General features: G+C 75.6%; 22 protein-coding genes. 15 read left to right on the forward strand and 7 right to left on the reverse strand.

Annotation, left to right across the window (positions count from 1 at the left end; genetic code table 11):
• Window positions 1-8: 8 nt before the first annotated feature.
• On the reverse strand, window positions 9-353 hold the full coding sequence (locus PVK74_RS04375; RefSeq protein ID WP_043324565.1) for an STAS domain-containing protein: 345 nt from the start codon (window positions 351-353) through the stop codon (window positions 9-11).
• Between the two features lie 257 nt (window positions 354-610).
• On the opposite strand from PVK74_RS04375, the gene PVK74_RS04380 reads away from it, so the two are divergent.
• From PVK74_RS04380 to PVK74_RS04400, 5 genes are all read left to right on the forward strand, one after another.
• Window positions 611-2371, forward strand: coding sequence for a PP2C family protein-serine/threonine phosphatase (locus tag PVK74_RS04380; protein WP_043324563.1), 1761 nt, complete (start codon window positions 611-613; stop codon window positions 2369-2371).
• Window positions 2368-3414, forward strand: coding sequence for a cobalamin B12-binding domain-containing protein (locus PVK74_RS04385; protein ID WP_274478257.1), 1047 nt, complete (start codon window positions 2368-2370; stop codon window positions 3412-3414). The genes PVK74_RS04380 and PVK74_RS04385 overlap by 4 nt, the downstream gene beginning before the upstream one ends.
• A gap of 77 nt (window positions 3415-3491) precedes the next feature.
• The gene (locus PVK74_RS04390) at window positions 3492-3839 is read left to right on the forward strand and encodes an STAS domain-containing protein (protein WP_043324561.1); all 348 of its coding nucleotides are present in this window, start codon (window positions 3492-3494) and stop codon (window positions 3837-3839) included.
• A gap of 70 nt (window positions 3840-3909) precedes the next feature.
• Window positions 3910-4356 carry a response regulator gene (locus tag PVK74_RS04395; protein ID WP_274478258.1) on the forward strand — a complete coding sequence of 149 codons (447 nt, stop codon included), beginning with the start codon at window positions 3910-3912 and terminating at the stop codon, window positions 4354-4356.
• A 117-nt stretch (window positions 4357-4473) separates the two neighbouring features.
• The gene (locus PVK74_RS04400) at window positions 4474-4947 is read left to right on the forward strand and encodes a hypothetical protein (RefSeq protein ID WP_064446164.1); all 474 of its coding nucleotides are present in this window, start codon (window positions 4474-4476) and stop codon (window positions 4945-4947) included.
• A gap of 10 nt (window positions 4948-4957) precedes the next feature.
• Here PVK74_RS04400 and PVK74_RS04405 read toward each other — a convergent pair whose 3' ends face one another.
• The gene (locus PVK74_RS04405; RefSeq protein ID WP_386955907.1) at window positions 4958-5797 is read right to left on the reverse strand and encodes a hypothetical protein; all 840 of its coding nucleotides are present in this window, start codon (window positions 5795-5797) and stop codon (window positions 4958-4960) included.
• Between the two features lie 353 nt (window positions 5798-6150).
• Between PVK74_RS04405 and PVK74_RS04410 the strand changes: the two genes are divergently transcribed.
• On the forward strand, window positions 6151-7101 hold the full coding sequence (locus PVK74_RS04410) for an endonuclease/exonuclease/phosphatase family protein (RefSeq protein WP_113973789.1): 951 nt from the start codon (window positions 6151-6153) through the stop codon (window positions 7099-7101).
• Between the two features lie 4 nt (window positions 7102-7105).
• Here the strand turns inward: PVK74_RS04410 and PVK74_RS04415 are convergent, their stop codons facing one another.
• Together PVK74_RS04415 and PVK74_RS04420 are read right to left on the reverse strand one after the other, a co-directional pair.
• A complete protein-coding gene (locus tag PVK74_RS04415; protein WP_013285994.1) occupies window positions 7106-7534 on the reverse strand; it encodes an OsmC family protein in 429 nt (142 codons plus the stop codon).
• A gap of 80 nt (window positions 7535-7614) precedes the next feature.
• Complete coding sequence (locus PVK74_RS04420; RefSeq protein WP_064446162.1) at window positions 7615-8565, reverse strand: serine/threonine-protein kinase; 951 nt, start codon at window positions 8563-8565, stop codon at window positions 7615-7617.
• A 130-nt stretch (window positions 8566-8695) separates the two neighbouring features.
• On the opposite strand from PVK74_RS04420, the gene PVK74_RS04425 reads away from it, so the two are divergent.
• On the forward strand, window positions 8696-8920 hold the full coding sequence (locus tag PVK74_RS04425; RefSeq protein WP_043324550.1) for a hypothetical protein: 225 nt from the start codon (window positions 8696-8698) through the stop codon (window positions 8918-8920).
• Window positions 8921-8923: 3 nt separating this feature from the next.
• On the opposite strand, the gene PVK74_RS04430 is transcribed toward PVK74_RS04425, so the two are convergent.
• The gene (locus PVK74_RS04430) at window positions 8924-9721 is read right to left on the reverse strand and encodes an alpha/beta fold hydrolase (protein ID WP_274478260.1); all 798 of its coding nucleotides are present in this window, start codon (window positions 9719-9721) and stop codon (window positions 8924-8926) included.
• A complete protein-coding gene (locus PVK74_RS04435; RefSeq protein ID WP_187694378.1) occupies window positions 9718-10611 on the reverse strand; it encodes an SDR family oxidoreductase in 894 nt (297 codons plus the stop codon). The genes PVK74_RS04430 and PVK74_RS04435 overlap by 4 nt, the downstream gene beginning before the upstream one ends.
• A gap of 137 nt (window positions 10612-10748) precedes the next feature.
• Here PVK74_RS04435 and PVK74_RS04440 point away from each other — a divergent pair, with 137 nt between their 5' ends.
• The 5 genes from PVK74_RS04440 (at window position 10749) to PVK74_RS04460 (ending at window position 17530) form a co-directional block, all read left to right on the forward strand.
• Complete coding sequence (locus tag PVK74_RS04440) at window positions 10749-11495, forward strand: response regulator transcription factor (RefSeq protein WP_064446159.1); 747 nt, start codon at window positions 10749-10751, stop codon at window positions 11493-11495.
• Window positions 11473-13005 (forward strand): sensor histidine kinase, encoded by a 1533-nt coding sequence (locus tag PVK74_RS04445; protein WP_113973783.1) that lies wholly within the window; start codon window positions 11473-11475, stop codon window positions 13003-13005. Before PVK74_RS04440 ends, PVK74_RS04445 begins: the two co-directional genes overlap by 23 nt.
• Window positions 13006-13050: 45 nt before the next feature.
• Window positions 13051-15486, forward strand: coding sequence for a glycosyltransferase family 39 protein (locus PVK74_RS04450; RefSeq protein WP_274478261.1), 2436 nt, complete (start codon window positions 13051-13053; stop codon window positions 15484-15486).
• A 3-nt stretch (window positions 15487-15489) separates the two neighbouring features.
• A complete protein-coding gene (locus PVK74_RS04455; RefSeq protein ID WP_064446156.1) occupies window positions 15490-16713 on the forward strand; it encodes a dolichyl-phosphate beta-glucosyltransferase in 1224 nt (407 codons plus the stop codon).
• A gap of 103 nt (window positions 16714-16816) precedes the next feature.
• A complete protein-coding gene (locus PVK74_RS04460) occupies window positions 16817-17530 on the forward strand; it encodes a helix-turn-helix domain-containing protein (RefSeq protein ID WP_113973778.1) in 714 nt (237 codons plus the stop codon).
• An 11-nt stretch (window positions 17531-17541) separates the two neighbouring features.
• Here PVK74_RS04460 and PVK74_RS04465 read toward each other — a convergent pair whose 3' ends face one another.
• Complete coding sequence (locus PVK74_RS04465) at window positions 17542-17943, reverse strand: VOC family protein (RefSeq protein ID WP_043324537.1); 402 nt, start codon at window positions 17941-17943, stop codon at window positions 17542-17544.
• Between the two features lie 179 nt (window positions 17944-18122).
• On the opposite strand from PVK74_RS04465, the gene PVK74_RS04470 reads away from it, so the two are divergent.
• Genes PVK74_RS04470 through PVK74_RS04480 form a run of 3 tightly spaced genes read left to right on the forward strand, consistent with a single transcriptional unit; the run spans window position 18123 to window position 21731 of the window.
• Window positions 18123-18281, forward strand: a complete 159-nt coding sequence (locus tag PVK74_RS04470) for a hypothetical protein (RefSeq protein WP_166456093.1) — start codon at window positions 18123-18125, stop codon at window positions 18279-18281.
• Complete coding sequence (locus PVK74_RS04475) at window positions 18278-19693, forward strand: methyltransferase domain-containing protein (RefSeq protein WP_274478263.1); 1416 nt, start codon at window positions 18278-18280, stop codon at window positions 19691-19693. Before PVK74_RS04470 ends, PVK74_RS04475 begins: the two co-directional genes overlap by 4 nt.
• Entirely contained in the window at window positions 19686-21731 is a 2046-nt protein-coding gene (locus PVK74_RS04480) for a sulfatase-like hydrolase/transferase (protein WP_274478264.1), read from the forward strand. The genes PVK74_RS04475 and PVK74_RS04480 overlap by 8 nt, the downstream gene beginning before the upstream one ends.
• Window positions 21732-21779: the final 48 nt, after the last annotated feature.

Consider the following 21779-nt stretch of genomic DNA (forward strand, 5'->3'; position numbering starts at 1 on the left):
CCCCGGGGTCACGCGGAGGCGGCCGAACCCGTGGCGGGCGGCCCGGTCCGGTCGTCGACCGGCGCACGGTCGAGCAGGCCGGTGACGCCGGTCAGGTCGAGAATGGTCTCCAGGAACCGCGGGACCGCGCGCAGCTCGATCCGGGTGCCGACCTGCTGCCCCTCCCGCCAGGCGTGCACGATCACGGACAGGCCGGTGCTGTCCAGGAACAGCAGGTCGGCGAAGTCGAGCACGAGCGTCGCGGGACGCCCGGCGAGCAGCCGGTCGACCTCCGCGCGCAGCGGCGCCGCGGTGGCGTAGGCCAGGTCGCCGCCGACGCCGATCACCGGGACGGCAGGGTCGGAACGATCCACGGAGATGCTCAGCGGGGTCGCCTCGGACCTTCTGCGTTGAGGAACCACCATCACGCCTTTCCGCACGCTGCCGGTCGGGCAGGGATGCCTGGATCGTAACAACAGCGGCACCGCCCCGCTGGGCGCGCGCGGGCCGCCCCAGCAGCGTCGGCTGGGTGGCGGTACCGGCATACCGGCGTAGTGTGGGGCGAAGAGATGTGGCCACAGGCGCCGTGCGGCGCCCCGGGGGTGCCGACGAGGAGAGTGGGGCTCAGCTGGTGACTGCTGCCGACGTCAGGGGTGCCGACCCGGGCGACGGACGGATCTCCACGCCGAGTGCCGCACGGGTCCCGGCGTGGTCCGCCGCCGCTGCGGCGACGCCTGCCCTGCCGCCGCTGGCAGCCGACCGCGGCCCCGCCGTCCCGGACTGGTCCGAGGTCGTCGAGCACTTCCGGGAGGGCCTTGTCGTCTGCGACGCCGACGGTGTCGTGCGGCACGTGAGCCCCGTCGCGGAGCGCCTGGTCCCCGAGGTGACCGCCGGCGAGCTGCTCGCCGCGGCGGGCGTGGACGCGCTGCGCGGCGACGGCCCGGCGGAGTTCACCCACCACGGGCGACGGCTGCGCGTACGGCCGGTCGCGCTGTCCGGTCACCGGCGCTGCTGGTACGTCGAGGACGTCACCGAGAGCGTCAGCCGGGCCGACGCGCTGCTGGCCGAGCGGGCCCGCTCGGCGTTCCTCGCGGTGGTCGGCGAGAAGCTCGGCAATCCGCTGCACCCCGACCGGGCGGCCGCGGCCGTGGTCCGCCTCGCCGTGCCGACGGCGGCCGACGTGGCGGTCCTGGTGCTCGCCCCCCGCTCCGGCCGGTCCCGGTGGTGGCGGGCAGTACGCGCGGACGACCAGGCGCCCGTGGTGGACAGCGGCGTGCTGCCCGCCCCGGCGCTGCCCGTGGCCATCGAGGCCGGCCTGTCCGGCGCCGAGCCGCACGAGCTGGACTGGCTGGTCGAGCAGGCCGCCGAGGCGGGTTGGCTGCCCGGTCTGGACACCTCCGGCGCCGTCGCCCGGGTGGTGCCGCTGCCCGGCCGGGATGCGCCGGCCGGCGCGCTGCTGGTGGCCCGCCGCGCCGACCGCTGGTACGACGAGGCCGATGTGGACCTGATCCGCGCGTTCGCGGCACGGGCCGGCGCGGCGCTTACCACCGCTCTGCTCTACCGCGACCAGGCCGAGGTCGCCGACACGCTGCAGGCCAGCCTGCTGCCGGTCGAGCCGGCTCCCGCGACCGGCGTGCAGTGGGGCACCGCGTACCGGCCCGCGCAGGCCGGCCTGCGCATCGGCGGCGACTTCTACGGTTCGCACCAGCTCACCGACGGCGGGTCGGTCTTCTTCCTCGGTGACGTGTCGGGCAAGGGCGTGGAGGCGGCCGTCTTCACCGGCCAGCTGCGCCAGTGCCTGCAGGCGCTGCACCGGGTCGAGAGCCAGCCCGGGCGGCTGCTGAAGCTGCTCAACGACGCGCTGCTGGAGACCACCCAGGCACACGGGCAGGGCCGGTTCGCCACCATGGTCCTCGGCGTGGCGCGTCCGCACCGCGACGGCGGCCAGACCCTGACGCTGGCCGGTGGCGGGCACCTGCCCCCGCTGGTGCTGCGGGAGTCCGGTGACGTCGAGGTGGTGCCGTTGCGCGGCATGCTGATCGGCGTGGTGCCCGATCCCCGCATCGGCGAGGTCACCGTGCGCCTGGCGCCGGGGGAGACCTGCCTCTTCTACAGCGACGGCGTGACCGAGGCGCGGGGCGGCCGGCGCGGCGACGAGCAGTTCGGCGCCGAGCGGCTGCTCAACGCCGTGGCCGGCTGTAACCGGATGCCGGCGCCCGCGCTGGCCGAACGGGTCGAGCAGGTGACCTGTGACTGGCTCGCGCACGGCGACCACGACGACATAGCGGTGCTGGCGCTGCGGGCGACCGGCCCGGCCGGGCGGGCGCCCCGGCACCTGCACGCGGTGCCGGAACCGGCCGCGGCCGAGCTGACGAGGGAGTGGTCCGCGTGACAGTGCCGACTGTCGGGGTCGATGCGGGTCACGCCTTCGCCCGCTACCTGGAGTGCCTGGCCGACGCGGACGAGTCCGCCGCCGTGGCGGTGGCCGTGGGGCTGCTGGAGACGGGCGTGCCCGCCGAGCGGGTGCTGCTCGACCTGGTCGCGCCGGCGCAGGCCGAGGTGGGCGAACGGTGGGCGCGCAACGAGTGGAGCGTCGCCGAGGAGCACGCCGCCACGCACATCAGCGAGCGGGTGGTGGCGGCGGTGGCCGCGTACGCCGATCCCCGGCCGACGCGGGGACGGATCGTGATGGCCTGCATGGACGGCGAGTGGCACGCGCTGCCGGCCCGGCTGGTGGCCGAGGTGCTGCGGTTGCGCGGCTGGCAGGTCGTCTTCCTCGGCGCCAGCGTGCCCGCCGCCCACCTGGTCTCCTACCTGCACCGTTACGACGCGGAGGCGGTGGCGCTGGCCTGCGCGCTGCCGATGCGGCTGCCGCACGCCCACCGGATGGTGGAGGCGTGCCGCCGCTCCGACGTGCCGGTGGTGGTGGGTGGCCGGGGCTTCGGCGAGGACGGCCGCTGGGCGCGTGTGCTGGGTGTGCCGTGGGCGCCGGACGCGCCGGCCGCGGCCGACCTGGTGGCCGACGAGCGGGCGCTGCGTGCGGCGCCGCCGGCCCGGCTGGACCACCTGGCCGACGACGAGTACGCCAGCCTGGTCAAGCGGCGCGGCGAGTTGATCGACAGCGCCCTGGCCGACCTGCGGGAGCGGGTGCCGTCGGTGTCCGGCTACACCCCGGCGCAGCTCGACTCCACGATCAGCGACCTCGGTTACATCGTGGACTTCCTGGCCGCCGCGCTCTATGTGGACGACGGGACGCTGTTCACCGCGTTCGTCGAGTGGCTGGTGGAGATCCTGGTCAGCCGCGGGGTGCCGGCGGGGGCGGTCGGCCTGACGCTGGAGCACTATGGACAGCAGTTGCGCGACTTCCCGCGCGCGGCCGGTTTCCTCGACCGGTCCCGGGCTCTGGTCGGCGGCCTGTCTGCGGCGGGCCGCTGACGGCACCCGGATGGGCCGTCCCATATACTTGCACTACTGCAAGCGTTCGCCTGCGGTGGGGAGCGAGGGGGGCCAGGGTGACGTTCACCGTCACGTACGCCCAGCGGGACGGGGGCGGCGTCTGCCTCCGGCTCGCCGGTGAGCTCGACCTGGGCACGGCCCCCGAGCTGAACTCGGCGATCGACCGGCTGATCGCCGAGGGGCAGCGCGAGCTGCTGCTCGACCTCGCCGAGCTGACCTTCTGCGACTCCACCGGCATCGCCGCCTTCGTGCGCGGGGACAATCTCGTCGCCGCCGACGGCGGCTGGCTGCGCCTGACCGGGGCGACCGGCCGGGTGGCCCGGGTGCTGCAGGTGACCGGGCTGGCCGAGGTGCTCCGGTACGCCCGTGACACCGTCGACCCGGCCGCGCCGGCCGCCTCCTGATCCGGTACATTTCCCCGCCAGCAACCGGCCGTGCGGCCGGCCGCCCTCCTCGAGACAAGCAGGTAAGACGATGGGTCAGAGCACCCCGAGCCCGGTTCGCATCCTGGTGGTGGACGACGATCCGGGTGACGTCCTGATGATCGAGGAGGCGCTCGCCGACTCCGACGTCGACAAGGTCATCGACGTGGTCGCCGACGGTCAGGAGGCGATGGAGTTCCTCCGGCGCGAGGGCCGGCACGCCGAGGCGCAGCGTCCGGACGTGATCCTGCTGGACCTGAACATGCCCCGGATGGACGGGCGGCAGGTGCTCGGCGAGGTCAAGGGCGACGAGAGCCTGCGGACCATCCCGATCGTGGTGCTGACCACCTCCAACGCCGACACCGACGTGGTCAGCAGCTACACGTTGCAGGCCAACGCGTACGTGACCAAGCCGATCGACCTGGACGACTTCAACGACGTGGTACGCCGCATCGACGAGTTCTTCGGCCGGGTGGTCGTGCTCCCGAAGCACCAGTAGGTGCGGGAAGTCCGGGCCTCCGCATCCTGAACATTTTGTGGGAACGGCCCCGCCCGTGAGCGACCGGCCCGCAGGATCGGCAGTGGGGACGAACACCGGCTGCCTGGGGGGCGACGCATGAGGTTCTCGGTGGTGGAGACCGGATACGACAGGCGTCAGGTGGATTCCTGCCTCGACGAGCTGAGCCTGCGGCTGGGGCGGCTGGCGGCGCGGGCGGAGGGCGCCGCCGGGGCCGGCCGGGAGTGGGATCAGATCCGGTCCGACGCCCTGCACCTGTGCGACTTCCTGCACCGGCGGACCGCGCCGGTCGAGGGCCCGGAGGCGGCCCGCCCGTCGCCGGCCGAGCGGGAGGCCGCCGAGCTGCTGGCCACCGCCCGCGCCGAGCTGGAGGCCGCCCGCGAGGAGGCCCGCCGGTTGCGGGAGGAGGCGTACGCCGACGCTCTGCGGGCCCGCCGCGAGTTCGAGGCGGCCCTGCTGGCACGGCGTCGCCGCGAGTCCCGGGTGGACGAGATCCTGGCCGGCGCGCGCGGCGAGCGGGTGCCGGTGGACACCCCGACCGCCGCCGCGGGCGTGCGGCCCGGCGCCGCCTGACCGGTCCGGGTCAGGTCAGCGCCGCCACGATCGTCGCGGCCCGGTCCTCGTGCCGGGCGTACGCGTCCGGGTACGCGGACACCTGCACCGCCTGGGCGGCGGCGGTGACGCTCATGTCCGCCCAGCCGGGCACCTCGCGCAGGGCGGTGTAGAAGGCGCGGGCCGCGTACGAGGGTCGCATGAGCTGGGCGACGGTGCCCCAGCCGCTGCTGGGGCGCTGCTGGAACAGCCCGACCGAGTCGTGGTCGGAGCCGCTGCCCTGGTGCGGGTGGTCGAAGGACTCCGGGAGCACGTCGCTGGCCAGGTTGTAGAGGTTGCTCTCCTGCATCGCGGTGGCCACCGCCACGACGAGCGCCCGGCGGGGCATGCCCATGTCCCGCCCCACGTCCACGATGATCTTCGCGTTGTTCATCTGCCGCTGGTCCAGCCCGGCGACCGGCCGCGGGTTCTTCGGGCGGGCGGGCTTGCGCGGCGGCTTCTTCGTCGACGCGGCCGGGCTCGGCGTGGCGGCCGGGGCGGGCAGGACCGGCGCCGCGGCGACAGGTGGCGCGAGGCGGGTGAAGTCGCGGGAGGCCCGCTGCTCGGCGGCGGTCCGGTCGGCGACCGCCTCGCGTACGTCCAGCCGCGCGGGGCCGGTTTCGCCGACGCCTGCTACGCCGATCAGGCCGAGGCAGCAGGTGACGCCGGTGGCCACCGCGATCCGGCCCGGTACCGAGCGGGCCGGGCCGCGCCGGGGCGGCTCCGGGGCGCGGTGACGCCCCACTCTCCGTTCGGCTGATGCCGGGTCAATCGTTCGGCGAACCGGGCGGTTGGCGGGCAGCGGCTGGTGGGAGGGGTGGTCGGGAGGCACCCGCCGAGGCTAGAGAGCATCCGGACCGTTGCCATCGGGGTGATTGGTGGCATGCGCCACAATCTGCCGGATTCGCGGCCGACAATTCACTCGGCCGATCACCAAACAAGCGCAACCTCGCGTACCCGGAACATGCCTCATGTCGGTTTAAGGCCGGGAAAGCGGACGCGAGCACGAGCAACCCGGGCCGCGCGCCGCCCTCCGCCGTTCGGAGGAGGGCAGGCTGGTCGAGCGGCCCGCCCGGCGCGGCGGTCCGCCGACCGGAAGCATCGACCGCCCCGGATGGCGGCGACCGCTGTGGATCATGGCGAGGCCCCGGCACGGTGACCCGGGCGCTCGTTACGATTCCGACGGTGACCGAGCAGAAGGCCGACGAGCGTGGCCCCGGAGAGCCGTCCGGCCGCCGGAGGCGGCGCGGACTCGTCGTCATCGCCTGCGCCGGGCTGCTCGCGGCGCTGCTCGCCGGCCATCGGGCGGTGCCGAACGTGCACGGGCTGGGCAGCCTGCTGGACAGCGCCGTTCCGCTGCTCGGCCTCGGCGTACCGGTGCTCGCGCTCGTGGCGCTGCTGCGCCGCTCCCGCCCGGCGCTGCTGGCGGTGCTGCTGCCGGCGCTGGTCTGGGCCGGCCTGTACGGGCGCGCGTGGCTGCCCCCGGCGGCCGGCGCGGCGGGCGCCTCGGTGCGGGTGGCCAGCCAGAACCTGCGTGTCGGCAACCCCGACCCGGCCGCCACGGTGGGCGCGCTCGCCGGCGACGGACCGGACCTGATCGGGCTCCAGGAGGTCGCCGACGGTGACCGGGTGGCGCCGGTCCTCGCCGGCCGGTACCCGCACCGCGCGGTGGTGTCGACGGTCGCGCTGTGGAGTCGGTGGCCGATCCGGGAGGCGCACGGCATCGACACCGGGCTGGGCTGGGACCGCGCGCTGCGCGCCGTGGTGGCCGCCCCCCGGGGCGACCTGACCGTGTACGTCGTCCACCTCGGCTCCGCGCGCGCCGGGCACACCGCCACCCGGGACCAGACCGTCGCCGCGCTGGCCGACGCCGTACGCGTCGACCCGGCGGAGCGGCTGGTGGTGCTCGGCGACCTGAACACCGCCACCACCGACCGGGTCTTCGACCCGCTGACCCGGCTGCTGCGCGACGCTCAGGCCGAGGCCGGGCAGGGATTCGGCTTCACCTGGCCGGCGGAGCTACCGGTGACCCGACCGGACCACGTCCTCTACCGGGGACTCACCCCCACCACTGCCGGGGTGCTGCACACCCCGGACAGCGACCACCGCGCGGTGACCGCCGGCTTCCGCTGGTGAGCGCTCAGTGCCGGCCGTTCTCCGCCGGGGTCACCGTGAGCCGGTGCCGGCTCGGGTCGCCGCTGGAGAACGGCCAGAGCCGGTCGGCGTACGCGACCAGGTCGGCCAGCTGATCCCGGGTCAGTCCCGCCGAGGAGATCTCGGCGTGCACGTCGGCCCGGTAACGGCCGTCGTCGTCGCGGCCCAGTTTCGCCTCTGCGGTCACCTGCACGGTGTGCGCCTCGTCGGTGATCTCCCCGGCCGCCTCCACAGCCGCGTGGTGCAGGCAGGAGGCGAACGCCGCGGCCAGGAGCTGCTCCGGCGTCAGACCGGTGCAGTGCGGCGCCAGCGGGGACGCCAGGGCGGAGGAGAGACCGCCGTCGTCGGTGCGTACGTGACCGCCCGCCGCGGTCGCCGTGGCCGTCTCGGCCAGCCAGGAACTCGGATCCGGCATCGCGTTCCTCCCGTCACTCACCGGACCGCGTTCCCGGACCCCGAGCAGCGAAACCGCGCCCGGGCGGGCAGTAGGAGCGCTCAGCCGACCCGGCCGCTCGGCGCGGCGTCGACGGCCATCGCCTCGGTGGCCTCGGCGGCCGCCCGGCTGGTCCACGGCGAGACCTGCTCCGCGCGCTGGCGGGGCAGCACCGCGCTCATCGGCACGTACACCCGGGCGTCCACCGCCTCGGCCAGCAGCAGCGCGGCCATCGGGCTGGTCGGCCGGGCCGCCGGGTCGGCGTCGAGGCAGCTGCGGCACAGGTCGGCCACCTCGGGCGGCAGCCCGGGAACGTCGGGCAGCGGCCGGGGCTCGGGCCGGCGTCCCCCCGGCCCGAGCAGCCGGGTGGTGCTGTCCGCCTCGTACGGCAGGTGACCGGTGAGGCAGTAGTAGAGCAGCACGCCGAGGGCGTACATGTCGGCGGCCGGGGTGGCGGGCTGCCGGTCGAGCTGCTCCGGCGCCAGATAGGCGGGGGTGCCCACCACCACGCCGTCCGGAGTGTGGTCCGGCGCGCCGGCCGGTGTGGCGATACCGAAGTCGAGCACCTTCACCCCGCACGGGGTGAGGATCACGTTCGCGGGCTTCACGTCCCGGTGCACGATGCCGTGCGCGTGCGCGGCCGCGAGCGCGGCGCACACCTCGGCGCAGACCCGCGCCGCGATCCGCCAGTCCAGCGGCCCCGCGCGCAGGTGCGCGGCGAGCGTCTCGCCCTCGGCCAGCTCCATCACGATGTACGGCGCCGGCCGGCCGTCGGGCAGCGTGGCGGTGCCGAAGTCGTGCACGCTCGCGACGTTCGGATGCACCAGGCGAGCCGCCGAGCGCGCCTCGGCCCGGATCCGCTCCACCGAGCCGGCCTCGCCGTCGAGCCGGGGCGAGATCAGCTTCACCGCGACGGTCCGGTCCAGCACACGGTCGTGCGCCCGCCAGACCTCCGACATGCCACCCAGGCCGGCCCGCTGTTCGAGCTCGTACCGCCCGCCCAGCGTCCGCATCGCCCACTCCTCGCCTCGTCCGGTGTGCCCTCCGGTCCCGCTACCCGGCCCCGGAGCTGTGCAAACCGGCGGGGGTTTCCATTCCGGCGGGGTAGCTTCGCGGCGAGGGGTCGACACAGGGAGGGCAGCGGTGGCTTCGGTGCGCGTACGGTTCGTCGGCGGTCCGGCCGACGAGCTGACCCGGGACCTGCCCGCGGGGCCGGACGGCGGGCCACCGCCCCGGTGGGTGCTGCGGCATCCCGAGGAGCCGGCCGAGGGGGTGGCCGACCACCTCTACGAACGCGACGAGCACGCCGCGGCGGGCGGCTGGACCATGCGGTACGTGCACACGTTCCCGTTCGGCGCGACCGAGTGAGGCTCAGCCCGCCCGGACGCCGGTGGTGCCGAGGATGACCGAGGCGACCAGCTCCGGATCGTCGTGCATCGGCACGTGGCCGCAGCCGGGCAGGTCCAGGTGCCGCGCGGCGGGCAGCCGGGTACGCGCCAGCGCCGCCTGCCGGTAGGGCAGGATCCGGTCCCGGGTGCCCCATGCCACGGTGACCGGCACCGTCGGCGCGCCCGCGTAGGCGTACCCCCGGCCGGCGCGCGCGACGGCGCGGAACGCCCGCGCCTGGCGCAGCGCGCGGGCGTCGGCGACCGCGTCGTCGAGGGGCATCCGGTTGGGCCGGGCCAGGATCATGCCCATCGCCAGCATCCGCAGCGCGGGCGCGGCGAACAGGCGGCGCAGCACCGGCTCGGGCAGCCGGGCCGCGTTGCGGTGCAGGGCGAGCACGGTCAGCGCCCAGCGCAGCTCGCGGGCGGTGCAGAAGCCGGCCGGGGACAGCGCGGTGGCCGAGGAGACCGCGCCGAGCGCGGCGAGTTCCAGCGCGATCGCCCCGCCGAGGCTGTTGCCCGCGACGTGCGGGCGATCCAGCCCGAACGCGGCGAACAGCTCGACCATGGCCGCGGTCAGGCCGGGCATGTCGGCGGGCAGCCCGGTGGCGGGCACCGGGGAGCGGCCGAAGCCCGGCAGGTCGACGGCTATCACGTCGTGCGCCTGCGCGAGCCGGTCCAGCACCGGCCGCCAGGCGCCGCCGTGGTGACCGATGCCGTGCAGCAGCACCAGCGTGGGCCCGGCGCCGCGCCGCTCGTAGACGACCTCCACCGGCGCGGTCACGGCCGTCCCTGCGGCGTGCTGGGGCCGAAGCCCCGCCCCAACGCGCGGGCCTGTTCCTCGATCAGCGGCACGGTGGCCCGGGCGGTGCGGCCCACCAGCCGGTCGGCCAGCGGGCTGACCAGCACCGACCGTACGGCCTGCACGCCGGCCACGGCGCGTGGCACGTACACCCGGCGGCTGCGCCGCTCGATCGCCCGGACGAACGCCTCGGCGCACTCGGCCACCGTCGTGGTACGCCGCAGCGGCCACGGCAGCTTCGCCAGCGCCGTTTCGAAGGCCGGCAGGTCGGCGCGCGCCTCGCGGACCAGGTCGGTGTCCACCCACGACGGATGGGCGGTGCCCACCGCCACGCCCCGGTGCGCCAGCTCCAGGCGGATCGCGTTGCCGAACTGCTCGACGCCGGCCTTGGAGGCGCAGTAGGCGGCCATGCCGGGCAGCGCGGCGAACGCCGCGGCCGAGGACACGATCAGCAGGTAGCCGCCCCGGTCGACGAGCGCCGGCACGGTCGCGGCGGCGGTGCGCATCACCCCGATCAGGTTGACCTCGACCGTACGCACCAGCGCCTCGACGTCGCCGACGGCGATCGTGCCGCGGTTGGCCACCCCGGCGTTCGCGACCACCGCGTCGATCCCGCCCAGCGCCGCCACGGTACCGTCGACCGCCTCGGCCAGCGCCTGCTGGTCGGTGACGTCGGCGGCGAACCAGGCGTGCCCGGGACCCAGCTCGGCGGCGAGCGCGGCGAGCCGGTCGGGTTCCAGCCCGACCAGTGACAACCGCGCGCCGCGTGCGGCGGCGAGGCGGGCGGTGTGCTCGCCGATGCCCCGGGCCGCGCCGGTCACCAGCACCACCTTGCCGGCCAACCGGCCGGAAAAACGACCGTCGATGGACATGCCGGGAAGTTACCACCGGGTAGCCCGGGTGTGGAAGACCCGGCCGGACCTGCCCGGATTCGAAGTCGGCCGGCGCGCACAGCTGGTACACAGGATCGGGACAGCCCGGCGACAGCGGGTCCGCCCACGATGGGGGCATGGTCATGAACGGGCAGGCCGCGCAGGGCCGCATCGAGCTGCACCGACCGGACGGCGAGCCGGTGCGGGTGCTCGTGGTCGACGACGAGCCGACGCTCACCGATCTGCTCGCCATGGCCCTGCGGTACGAGGGCTGGCAGGTCGCGACCGCCGGCAACGGGATGGCGGCGATCAGCACCGCCCGCCAGTTCCGCCCGGACGCCGTGGTGCTCGACGTGATGCTGCCCGACCTGGACGGCTTCCAGGTGCTGCGTCGCCTGCGCGAGGAGTCGCCGAGCGTGCCGGTGCTGTTCCTGACCGCCCGCGACGCCGTGGAGGAGCGCGTCGCCGGGCTCACCGTCGGCGGCGACGACTACGTCACCAAACCGTTCAGCCTGGAGGAGGTCATCGCCCGGCTGCGTGCGCTGCTGCGCCGCTCCGGCTTCGCGGTCGCCGCCCGCCAGGAGGCGGTGCTCACCGTCGGCGACCTCACCCTCGACGAGGACAGCCACGAGGTACGCCGCGGCGACGACCTGATCACGCTCACCGCCACCGAGTTCGAGCTGCTGCGCTACCTGATGCGCAACCCGCGCCGCGTGCTCAGCAAGGCGCAGATCCTCGACCGGGTCTGGAACTACGACTTCGGCGGCCAGGCCAACGTGGTCGAGCTGTACATCTCGTACCTGCGCAAGAAGATCGACGCGGGCCGCGCGCCCATGATCCACACGCTGCGCGGGGCGGGTTATGTCCTCAAGCCCGCCGAGTGACGCCCGCGGCCGGCTGCGCCGCCGCCTGGCCGGCTGGTCGCTGCGCCGCCGGCTCGTGCTCTCCGTGGTGGCGCTGCTCGCGCTGGTCAGCCTCGGCATCGGCGGCCTGACCACAGTCGCGCTGCGGCACTTCCTGATCAACCAGATCGACAACCAGCTCACCTTCGGCGACCGGCGGCCCGCCGACTTCGAACGCTGGGCCCGGCGCGGCATCGACCCGCCGCGCCCGGACCAGCGGCCCACCCCGCCGAACTCCGACGAGGTCGCGCCGGACCCCCCGGGCGGCTTCCCGCCAGGCTCCATCGCGGTCCGGGTGCCCGGGGCCGCCGAACCCGTCGGCCGGGTCCGGTCCGAGAGCGGCGGCAGCGAGGAGGTGCCCGCCGCCGACCTGACCGCGCTGGCCCGCGTACCCGTCGGCGACCGCCCGCGCACCGTCGTCGTCGGGGACCGGGGGGACTACCGCGCGGTCGCGCTGCCCTCGCCGCGCGGCGACGGCGACGTGCTGGTCCTCGCGATCCCGCTGGCCCAGGTGGACGACACCGTCATGTGGATGATCGTCGCGCAGGCCGGGGTGATCGGCGCGGGCCTGGTCATCGCCGGCGCCCTCGGTCTGCTCATCGTGCGGGTCACGCTGCGCCCGCTCAACCGGGTCGCCGCCACCGCCGCCCGGGTCACCGAACTGCCGCTCGATCGCGGTGAGGTCGCCCTGTCGGTGCGGGTCCCGGCCGCCGACACCGACCCCCGCACCGAGGTCGGGCAGGTCGGCGGCGCGCTCAACCGGATGCTCGGCCACGTCGCCGCCGCGCTCTCCGCCCGGCAGGCCAGCGAGACCCGGGTACGCCAGTTCGTCGCCGATGCCAGCCACGAGCTGCGCACCCCCCTCGCGGCCATCCGGGGGTACGCCGAGGTGGCCCGCCGGGGCCGACAGGAGGTCCCGCCCGACGTGGCGCACGCGCTACGCCGCGTCGAGTCGGAGAGCACCCGGATGACGAGCCTCGTCGACGACCTGCTGCTGCTGGCCCGGCTGGACTCCGGCCGCCCGCTCGCCGCCGAACCGGTCGACCTGACCGCCACGGCGGTGAACGCGGTGAGCGACGCCCACGTCGCCGGCCCCGACCACCGCTGGCAGCTCGACCTGCCCGACGAGCCGCTCACCGTCACCGGCGACGCCCACCGGCTGCACCAGGTGCTGGCGAACCTGCTCGCCAACGCGCGGGTGCACACCCCGGCCGGCACCACCGTCACGGTCCGGCTCGCGCCCGCCGACGGCGGCGTCGAGCTGCGCGTCACCGACGACGGACCGGGCATCCCGGAACAGTTGCAGCCGGAGGTCTTCGAGCGCTTCGCCCGCGGCGACAGCTCCCGCTCCCGCGCGCAGGGCAGCACCGGCCTCGGCCTGGCCATCGTCGCCGCCGTGGTGGAGGCCCACCACGGCCGGGTCGACGTGGTCAGCCGGCCCGGCCACACCGCGTTCACGGTCTGGCTGCCCGGATCCACAGCAGACGCATAGGTCACTCACGGCAGCGGGCCAGCGGACGCTCCGAGGCTTGCCGGCATGGACAGAACCGAGAGCCTGCCGACCCCGCCCACGGCCGGTCCACCCGGCGCCGAGCCGGCCCCCGCGCCCGTACCGGAGGAGACCCGCGCCGACCGCTGGGCCCGCCCGGCGCTGCTCGGCCTGCTGGCCGCCACCGCGCTGCTCTACCTGTGGGGTCTGGGCGCCTCCGGCTGGGCCAACGCCTTCTACTCGGCCGCCGTGCAGGCCGGGTCGCAGAACTGGACCGCGTTCTTCTACGGCTCGTCCGACGCGGCCAACTCGATCACGGTGGACAAGACCCCGGCCTCGCTCTGGCTGATGGCGCTCTCGGTGCGGATCTTCGGCTTGAGCAGCTGGTCGATCCTGGTGCCGCAGGCGCTGCTCGGCGTCGCCTCGGTCGGCGTGCTGTACGCGACGGTCCGCCGCTGGTACGGCCCGGCCGCCGGACTGCTCGCCGGGACGGTGCTCGCGCTCACCCCGGTGGCGACGCTGATGTTCCGGTTCAACAACCCGGACGCGCTGCTGGTGTTCCTGCTGGTCGCCGCCGCGTACGCGACGGTGCGCGCGGTCGAGACGGCGAGCACCCGGTGGATCGTGCTGACCGGCGTGCTCGTCGGGTTCGGCTTCCTCACCAAGATGCTCCAGGCGTTCCTGGTGATCCCGGTCTTCGCCGTGGTCTACCTGCTGGCCGCGCCGACCGGCCTCGGACGGCGGATCCGCCAGCTCCTGCTGGCCGGGCTCGCCGTGGTCGTCTCCGCCGGCTGGTGGGTGGCGATCGTCGAACTGGTGCCGGCGAGCGCCCGCCCGTACGTCGGCGGCTCGCAGAACAACAGCATCCTGGAGCTGACGCTCGGCTACAACGGCCTGGGCCGGATCACCGGCGACGAGGTGGGCAGCGTCGGCGGTGGCGGCGGACGGCCCGGCGGCGGTGGACCGTTCTCCGGTCAGACCGGGCTGCTGCGGATGTTCGACACCGAGGTCGGCGGGCAGATCTCCTGGCTGCTGCCGGCCGCGCTGATCCTGCTGGTCGCCGGGCTGTGGCTGGCCGGGCGGGCACCGCGTACCGACCGGACCCGGGCCGGTCTGCTGCTCTGGGGCGGCTGGCTGCTGGTCACCGGACTGATCTTCAGCTTCATGTCCGGGATCTTCCACGCCTACTACACGGTCGCCCTGGCCCCGGCGGTCGGCGCGCTGGTCGGCATCGGCGTCACAGCGCTGTGGCGGGCCCGTGCCGGCGCAGCTTCGGCTGCACCTGGCCCGGCCGCAGCGGCCCGGTGGCGTGGGTTCGCCGCCACGCTTGTCCTGGCCGCCACGCTGGCGGTCACCGCCTGGTGGTCCTGGCACCTGCTCGGCCGCACCCCCGACTGGTACCCCTGGCTGCGCCCCACGGTGCTCGCAGTGGGCCTGACCGCAGCCGTCCTCCTGGCCGCACAGGCGTTCCTCACCACCGGCCCCCGCCGGCCCGTCCCGCCCCCTCTCGCCTCCCCGCCCTCTCCCGCCTCCCCGTCCACCCCGTTGATCAAGGAGTTTGTGTCCGGGAACGGCGTTCAGGCTGACGCAAACTCCTTGGTCAACTCCGGCATTGGGGTGGCGGCGGGGCACCGGGGCGGGTTTGCCGGGCGGGTCGTGCGGTGGCTGGTGCCGGTGGTGTCCGTCGCCGGGATCGCGGTGGCGCTGGCCGGGCCGGCCGCGTACGCGATGCAGACCGCTGCCACCCCGCACAGCGGCGCCATTCCGAGCGCCGGACCGGCCGGAGCGGGGGGCTTCGGCGGCCCGGGTGGCCCGGGCGGGCGGATGCCGGACGGCGGGGACGGGCAGTTCCCCGGTCGCCCAGGCGGCGGGAACGGGCAGTTCCCGGGCTTCCCGGGCTTCCCGAACGGCACCGGCTCCAGCGGCACGGGTCCGGACGGCACCGGCCCGGACGGCGGGGCGAACGCCGGCGGATTCCCCGGCTTCCGGGGCGGTGGTTCGGCTCCGGGCGCGCCCGGCGGCACCGGTCAGGACGGCGGCACCGGTCAGGACGGCGGCGCCGGTCCGGAGGGTGGCACGGGACCGGACGGCCGGGGGCAGCGCGGCGGCGGCATGGGCGGGCTGCTCGACGCCCGCGAGCCGAGCGCCGAGATGACCGCGCTGCTCACCGCCGACGCCGACGACTACACCTGGGTCGCCGCCACGGTCGGCTCGAACAACGCCTCCGGCTACCAGCTGGCCACCGGGCGGCCGGTCATGCCGATCGGCGGCTTCAACGGCAGCGACCCGTCGCCGACGCTCGCCCAGTTCCAGCGGTACGTCGCCGACGGGCGGATCCACTACTTCCTCGGCGGCGGCGGGTTCCGGGCCAACGGCGGCAGCAACGCCTCGGCCGAGATCGCCGCCTGGGTCGCCGAGAACTTCACCGCGACCACCGTCGACGGCGTGACCGTGTACGACCTGAGCAGCGGAAAGCAGGGCTGAGCGATGACTGACACGTACGCGCCCCGGGCCGCCGTGCGGGCCCGGCCCGCCGCCGGCAGCGCGGTGCTGGACGTGGTGGTCCCGGTCTACAACGAGGAGACCGACCTCGGTCCCTGCGTCCGGCGGCTGCACGCGCACCTGACCGCGCACTTTCCGTACCCGTTCCGGATCACGGTGGCCGACAACGCCAGTGTGGACGGCACCCCGGAGGTTGCCCGGGCGCTCGCCGACGAGCTGCCCGAGGTGGGGGTGCTGCGCCTGGACGAGAAGGGCCGTGGGCGGGCGCTGCGCGCCGCGTGGTCGGCCTCGCCCGCGCCGGTGCTCGCGTACATGGACGTGGACCTGTCCACCGACCTGGCCGCGTTGCTGCCGCTGGTGGCGCCGCTCATCTCCGGGCACTCGGATCTGGCCATCGGCACCCGGCTGGCGCGGACCAGCCGGGTGGTCCGGGGCGCGAAGCGGGAGGTGATCTCGCGCGGCTACAACCTGCTGTTGCGCGGCACGCTCGCGGCGCGGTTCTCCGACGCCCAGTGCGGGTTCAAGGCGATCCGCGCCGACGTGGCGGCCGGGCTGCTGCCGCTGGTACGCGACACCGGCTGGTTCTTCGACACCGAGCTGCTGGTCCTGGCGCAGCGGGCCGGGCTGCGCATCCACGAGGTGCCGGTGGACTGGGTGGACGACCCGGACAGCCGCGTCGACATCGTCGCCACCGCGCTGGCCGACCTGCGGGGCATCGGCCGGCTGGGCCGGGCGCTGGCCACCGGGGCGCTGCCGCTGGCGCAGCTGCGCGCCCAGCTCGGCCGGGGACCGTTGCCGGCCCCGCCGGCGCGTGTGCCGGCCGGCCTGCCGCGCCAGCTGGTCCGGTTCGCCGCGGTGGGCGTGGCGAGCACGCTCGCGTACCTGCTGTTGTTCCTGCTGGCCCGCGGACCGCTCGGGGCGCAGCCGGCGAACCTGCTGGCGTTGCTGCTCACGGCGGTGGCGAACACGGCGGCCAACCGGCGGCTCACGTTCGGGGTCAGCGGCCGGCGGCACGCCGGCCGCCACCACCTCCAGGGCCTGCTGGCGTTCGCGCTGGGCCTGGCCCTGACCAGCGGCTCACTGGCCCTGCTGCACGCCGCCACACGCCCGAGCCGCAGCCTGGAGCTGGTGGTGCTGGTAGCGGCCAACCTGGCCGCGACAGCCCTGCGCTTCCTCCTGCTCCGCCTGGCCATGCACCACCGCCCCTGACCCACCCCGAACACCCCGTCGATCATGAGGTTGGCGGCGCGACACGCCGGGCGCCGGCACCGTCAACTTCATGATCGACGGGGCGGGTGGCAGGGTTGGGGGCGTGTACCGGGAGTGGGGGGCGGCGGGGGTTCCGGGCGCGGTGCTGTGGGGCAGCGTGTCCGGCGGGGGTGAGACGCGGGTGCTGCCGGACGGGTGCCTGGACCTGCTCTGGTCCAGCCGGTCCGGGCTGCTGGTGGCCGGTCCGGACCGCACCGCGCACCTGTCGCGGTCCGCGCCGGGGGACCGGTGGATCGGGCTGCGCCTGCCGCCGGGCACCGGCCCGGCCGTGTTCGGCGTGCCCGCCGAGGAACTGCGCGACCGCCGCGTCCCGCTGGCCGACCTGTGGGGCCGCGCCGCCGCCGAGGTGACCGAGCGGGTCGAGGCGGCGCTGGCCGCGCCGGGCGCCGGTAGCGCCGCCGGGGTGCTCACCCGGGTCGCCCGCGACCGGCTGCGTGCGGCCGGCGGCCCCGACCCGGTCGGCGCGCGTGTCGCCGCCCGCCTGGCCGCCGGGGCCACCGTCGCCGCGACCGCCGCCGAGGTCGGCCTCGGCGCGCGGGCCCTGCACCGCCGCAGCCTGACCCTGTTCGGGTACGGCCCGAAGACGCTCGCCCGCATCCTGCGGATGCGCCGGGCGCTGGACCTGGCCCGCGCCGGCGCGCCGCTCGCCGAGGTGGCCGCGCGCAGCGGGTACGCCGATCAGGCCCACCTGACCCGCGAGGTGCGGGAGCTGGCCGGGGTGCCCCCGTCGCGGCTGCTCGCCCCGGCCACCGCCTGACCGGCCGCCTTTCAGTCGCCCGCCGGCAGCGGGGCGAACAGGTCCACGCCGTTGCCGTCCGGGTCGTGCAGGACCGCGTACCGCTGGCCCCAGAACGCGTCCCACGGGGGCAGCTCCCCGTGGTGGCCGGCGGCGGTCAGCTCGGCGTACCAGCGGTCCACCTCGGCCGGGTCGGCGCACCGGAAGGCCAGGCTCATCCGGTTGTTGCCGCCGGACGGGTCGAAGTCGGGGTGGAAGCTGCGGATCACCTCGACCGTGTCCCAGGCCAGCCGTACGCCGTTCGGCAGGGTGACCTCCACGTGCCCTTCCGTCTCGGCGCCGGCCGGGATCGGCAGCCCCAGCCGCCGGTAGAAGTCGAGTGTGCGGGCCATGTCGGTGACCACGGCCCCGACCAGATCGAACTGCGGTGTCATGGCGTCACGGTAGGCGCGACCGGTCCGGCCCGTCTTGAACGGATCGGACGGGGGACGAGTGGCCGGTGTGGCCCCGCGTGCGACGCCCGAGGCGTTACGGTGGGGGACAAGTCCGGCGCGAAGCATGAAAGCTCGCATTCCGGGCGCGCACTGACGACCGGCGACGGAAGGAAGCAGCCGTGACCCACCTGGCCTACCTGGACGCGGGATCGGGCAGTCTCATCGTGCAGGCGGTGGTCGGCGGCGTGGCCGGAGTGGCCGTGGCCGCCAAGCTCTACTGGCGCCGCCTGGTGTCCCGGTTCCGCCGCCAGCCCAGCGACCAGGGCCCCACGGCGTGACGGTCCCCGACACCGGCGTCCGCGTCGAGCCCGGCTCCTTCCGCGACCCCGGCAACCGGGTGTTCCACCGGGGCGAGGAGGTGCTGCGCGGGCTCGACGAGCGCTCCGCCCGGGACTGGCGTGCGCTGTCCGTCACCGACTTCTTCCGCCGCGCGGCCGAGCGGGGGCAGATCGTCGCCACCGAGGAGTTGACCCCGACCCCCGTCGACACGCGGTGGGCTGCGGTGCTGCGGCACGAGCGGATCCCGTTCGTCTCGCACCCCTACGAGTGGTCGTACGCGATGCTGCGCGACGCCGCGTTGCTGCACCTCGACGTGCTGCGCGCCGCCCTGGAAGCCGGCTTCACCACCAAGGACGGCTCGGCGTACAACGTGCAGTGGCGCGGCGCGCGACCCGTCTTCATCGACGTCGGCTCGTTCGAGGCGCTGCGCGACGGCGAGCCCTGGGCCGGCTACCGGCAGTTCTGCCAGACGCTGCTCTACCCGCTGCTGATCCAGGCCCACCTCGGGCTGGACTTCCAGCCGTTCCTGCGGGCCCGCGTCGACGGCGTCGAGCCGGACCAGATGCGCCGGCTGTTCGGCGGCGCCCGGCGCTGGCGGGCCGGCGTGCCCACCCACGTGCACCTGCACGGCGCGATGCAGGCCCGCAACTCCGCCGCGAGCACCACCGACGTCCGCGCCCAGTTGCGCGCCGCCGGCTTCTCCCGCGAACTGGCGCTGGCCACGGTACGCGGGCTGACGAAACTGGTCCACCGCCTCGACCACCGGCCGGGCGACAGCCACTGGGCGGACTACCAGCGCACCTGCGCGTACTCGGTGCCGGACCGGCAGGCCAAGGAGGAGTTCGTCGACCGCGCGGTGGCCGCCACCGGCGGCGGCTCGGCGCTGGACCTGGGCGCCAACGACGGCCGGTACGCCCGCATCGCCGCCCGGCACGCCGCGCACGTCGTCGCGGTCGAGCAGGACCCGGCGGTGGTCGACACGCTCTACCGCGCGCTGCGCGACGAGGGCGAGACGCGGATCCTGCCGCTGGTGATGGACCTGGCCGACCCGTCGCCCGGCGGCGGCTGGCGCGGCGTCGAGCGGGCCGCGTTCGCCGACCGGGCCCGCGCCGACGTGGTGCTCGCCCTGGCCGTCGTGCACCACCTGGCGATCGGGCGCAACGTGCCGCTGCCCGAGGTGCTGGACCAGCTCACCGCGCTCACCGCCACCGGCGGCAGCCTGGTGGTGGAGTTCGTCCACCCGGACGATCCGATGGCCCGCCGCCTGCTCGCCAACAAGCCCGACGGCCTGTTCCCGGACTACCGGCGCGACGCCTTCGAGGCACTGCTGGCCCGCCGGGGCCGGGTGGTCGCCCGCACCGAGCTGCCGTCCGGCACCCGGACGCTCTACCAGGTGGTGGTGGGTGGCTGAGCGCACCCTCGCGCCACCCCGGGACCACACGGCCGGCCCGGACCGGCGGGAACGCCCGCAGTGGTGGCGGTCCGAGCTTGCGCGGCTGGCGGAGGTGACCGCGTTGGTCGGGCTGGTGGTGACCCAGCCGCTGCTCGACGTGCTCGGCCGCAGCCCCGACTTCTTCCTGTTCCACCGCGCGTCCCGGGGCGACGTGCTGCTCCTGGTCGCCCTGATCGCGCTCGCGCCGACGGTACCGTTCGCGCTGCTCGGCGCGCTGGCAGTGCCCGCCGGACGCCTTATCCGGGCCGCCGTGCACACCACCTTCGTCGGCCTGCTGCTCGCCGCGCTGGCCGTCCAGGCCGGCCGGCACGTCACGCCGCTTCGGGGCGTACCCCTGCTCGTCGTCGCCGGTGTGGCCGGAGCCGCCGGGGCGGCCGCGCACCGGCGGTGGCGGGCGCCCCGGCGGGTGCTGCGGGTGGCCGCCGCCGGGCCGCTGGTGTTCGTCGGGTTGTTCCTGTTCGCCTCGCCCGCCTCGGCGGTGGTGCTGCCGCGCGGCGAGGGCGGCGCAGCCGGGATCGCCGGCGCGGGCGCGCACCCGCCGGTGGTCATGATCGTGCTGGACGAGCTGCCGCTGGTCTCCCTGCTCGGCCCGGACGGACGCATCGACGCCGAGCGCTACCCGAACTTCGCCGCGCTCGCGGCCGGGTCGACGTGGTACCCCAACGCGACCGGCGTCAGCGGCTGGACGCCCTACGCGCTGCCGGCGATGCTCACCGGGCGCTACCCGGAGCAGGGCGCGGCGCCGCACTACTCGCAGTACCCGGACAACCTGTTCACCGCGCTCGGGGGCCTCTACCGGATCAAGGCCGAGGAGAGCATCACCCGGCTCTGTCCGCCGAGCCGCTGCGAGCAGGCCACCACGCCGGAACAGGGGCTCGGGGTGCTGGTCCGGGAGAGCGGCAAGCTGATGGGCCGGATCGCCGCGCCGGTGGACAGCCGCGTCGACCCGGAGGACTCCTACCGCGAGCGGACCGCCGCCGAGGCCGGGCTGGACGCCGCCGAGCCGGTGCCGGACGACCCCAAGTTCCGCTGGGACACCCTCGACGACAACCAGCCGGCCCGGTTCACCTCGTTCCTGGCCGGGCTGCGCCCCGACCCCCGGCCCACGCTGCACTTCCTGCACCTGCTGATGCCGCACTCGCCGTGGGCGTACCTGCCGTCCGGGGCGCACTACGCCGCGCCGGAGGACCTGCCCAACGACGGGACCGGCTGGGTCGACCTGGCCCGCGCCCGGCACCTGGCCCAGCTCGGCTACACCGACCGGCTGATCGGCGAGACGCTGCGGACGCTGCGCGCCACCGGCCTCTACGACAAGGCGCTGGTGGTGGTCACCGCCGACCACGGGGTGAGCTTCCGGCGGGACTGGCAGGGGCGGGGGATGGACGCCATCGAGCACGCCGCCAACGAGGTGGCCTGGGTGCCGATGTTCGTCAAGGAACCCGGCCAGCGCGCCGGCCGGGTGGACGACCGCAACTGGGAGCACGTGGACCTGCTGCCCACGATCGCCGACGAGACCCACATGCGGGTGCCCTGGCAGATGGACGGCCGGTCGGCCAAGGCGGCTCCGCGCGAGCGAGCCGACAAACGCTTCTACGACCGCCCCGGCCAGCCGGTGACGATCACCGGCGGGGTGCCCGCCCCGCTCCCGCCGCCGGCCGCTGATCCGCTCGTCGGGACCCGGGTCGGGAACGTGCCGATGGGCGGGTCCGCCACGGTGGCGAACCGGGACGCGTTCGACGCGGTCGACCCGGCGCGCGGCGGCCTGCCCGCGCTGGTCTGGGGGACGGTCCCGGACGACGTGCCCGACGGGACACGGCTCGCCGTCGCGGTGAACGGCACGGTCGGGGCGGTGGCGCCGGTGGTGCCCCCGGACGCCGGTGGCCGGCGGTTCGCGGCGTTCCTCCCCGACGACCGGCTCTTCGCCGCCGGCGCCAACCGGCTCGACCTCTACCGGGTCGGCGACGACGGGGCGCTGCGGCGGCTCACGCTGTCGTGACGGGCCCCTGGCCGGCGCCCATGGTCGCGCTCCCAACCGGTTTCCGGA

Source organism: Micromonospora chalcea (genome assembly GCF_028768405.1).
Taxonomy (GTDB): Bacteria; Actinomycetota; Actinomycetes; order Mycobacteriales; family Micromonosporaceae; genus Micromonospora; species Micromonospora chalcea.

Bases quoted from the DNA above. Each gene is read 5' to 3' on its own strand.
- PVK74_RS04450 (WP_274478261.1), top strand. From the start codon at position 13,051: ATGGACAGAACCGAGAGCCTGCCGACCCCGCCCACGGCCGGTCCACCC.
- PVK74_RS04435 (WP_187694378.1), bottom strand. From the start codon at position 10,611: ATGTCCATCGACGGTCGTTTTTCCGGCCGGTTGGCCGGCAAGGTGGTG.
- PVK74_RS04400 (WP_064446164.1), top strand. From the start codon at position 4,474: ATGAGGTTCTCGGTGGTGGAGACCGGATACGACAGGCGTCAGGTGGAT.
- PVK74_RS04420 (WP_064446162.1), bottom strand. From the start codon at position 8,565: ATGCGGACGCTGGGCGGGCGGTACGAGCTCGAACAGCGGGCCGGCCTG.
- PVK74_RS04440 (WP_064446159.1), top strand. From the start codon at position 10,749: ATGGTCATGAACGGGCAGGCCGCGCAGGGCCGCATCGAGCTGCACCGA.
- PVK74_RS04395 (WP_274478258.1), top strand. From the start codon at position 3,910: ATGGGTCAGAGCACCCCGAGCCCGGTTCGCATCCTGGTGGTGGACGAC.
- PVK74_RS04445 (WP_113973783.1), top strand. From the start codon at position 11,473: ATGTCCTCAAGCCCGCCGAGTGACGCCCGCGGCCGGCTGCGCCGCCGC.
- PVK74_RS04465 (WP_043324537.1), bottom strand. From the start codon at position 17,943: ATGACACCGCAGTTCGATCTGGTCGGGGCCGTGGTCACCGACATGGCC.
- PVK74_RS04415 (WP_013285994.1), bottom strand. From the start codon at position 7,534: ATGCCGGATCCGAGTTCCTGGCTGGCCGAGACGGCCACGGCGACCGCG.
- PVK74_RS04455 (WP_064446156.1), top strand. From the start codon at position 15,490: ATGACTGACACGTACGCGCCCCGGGCCGCCGTGCGGGCCCGGCCCGCC.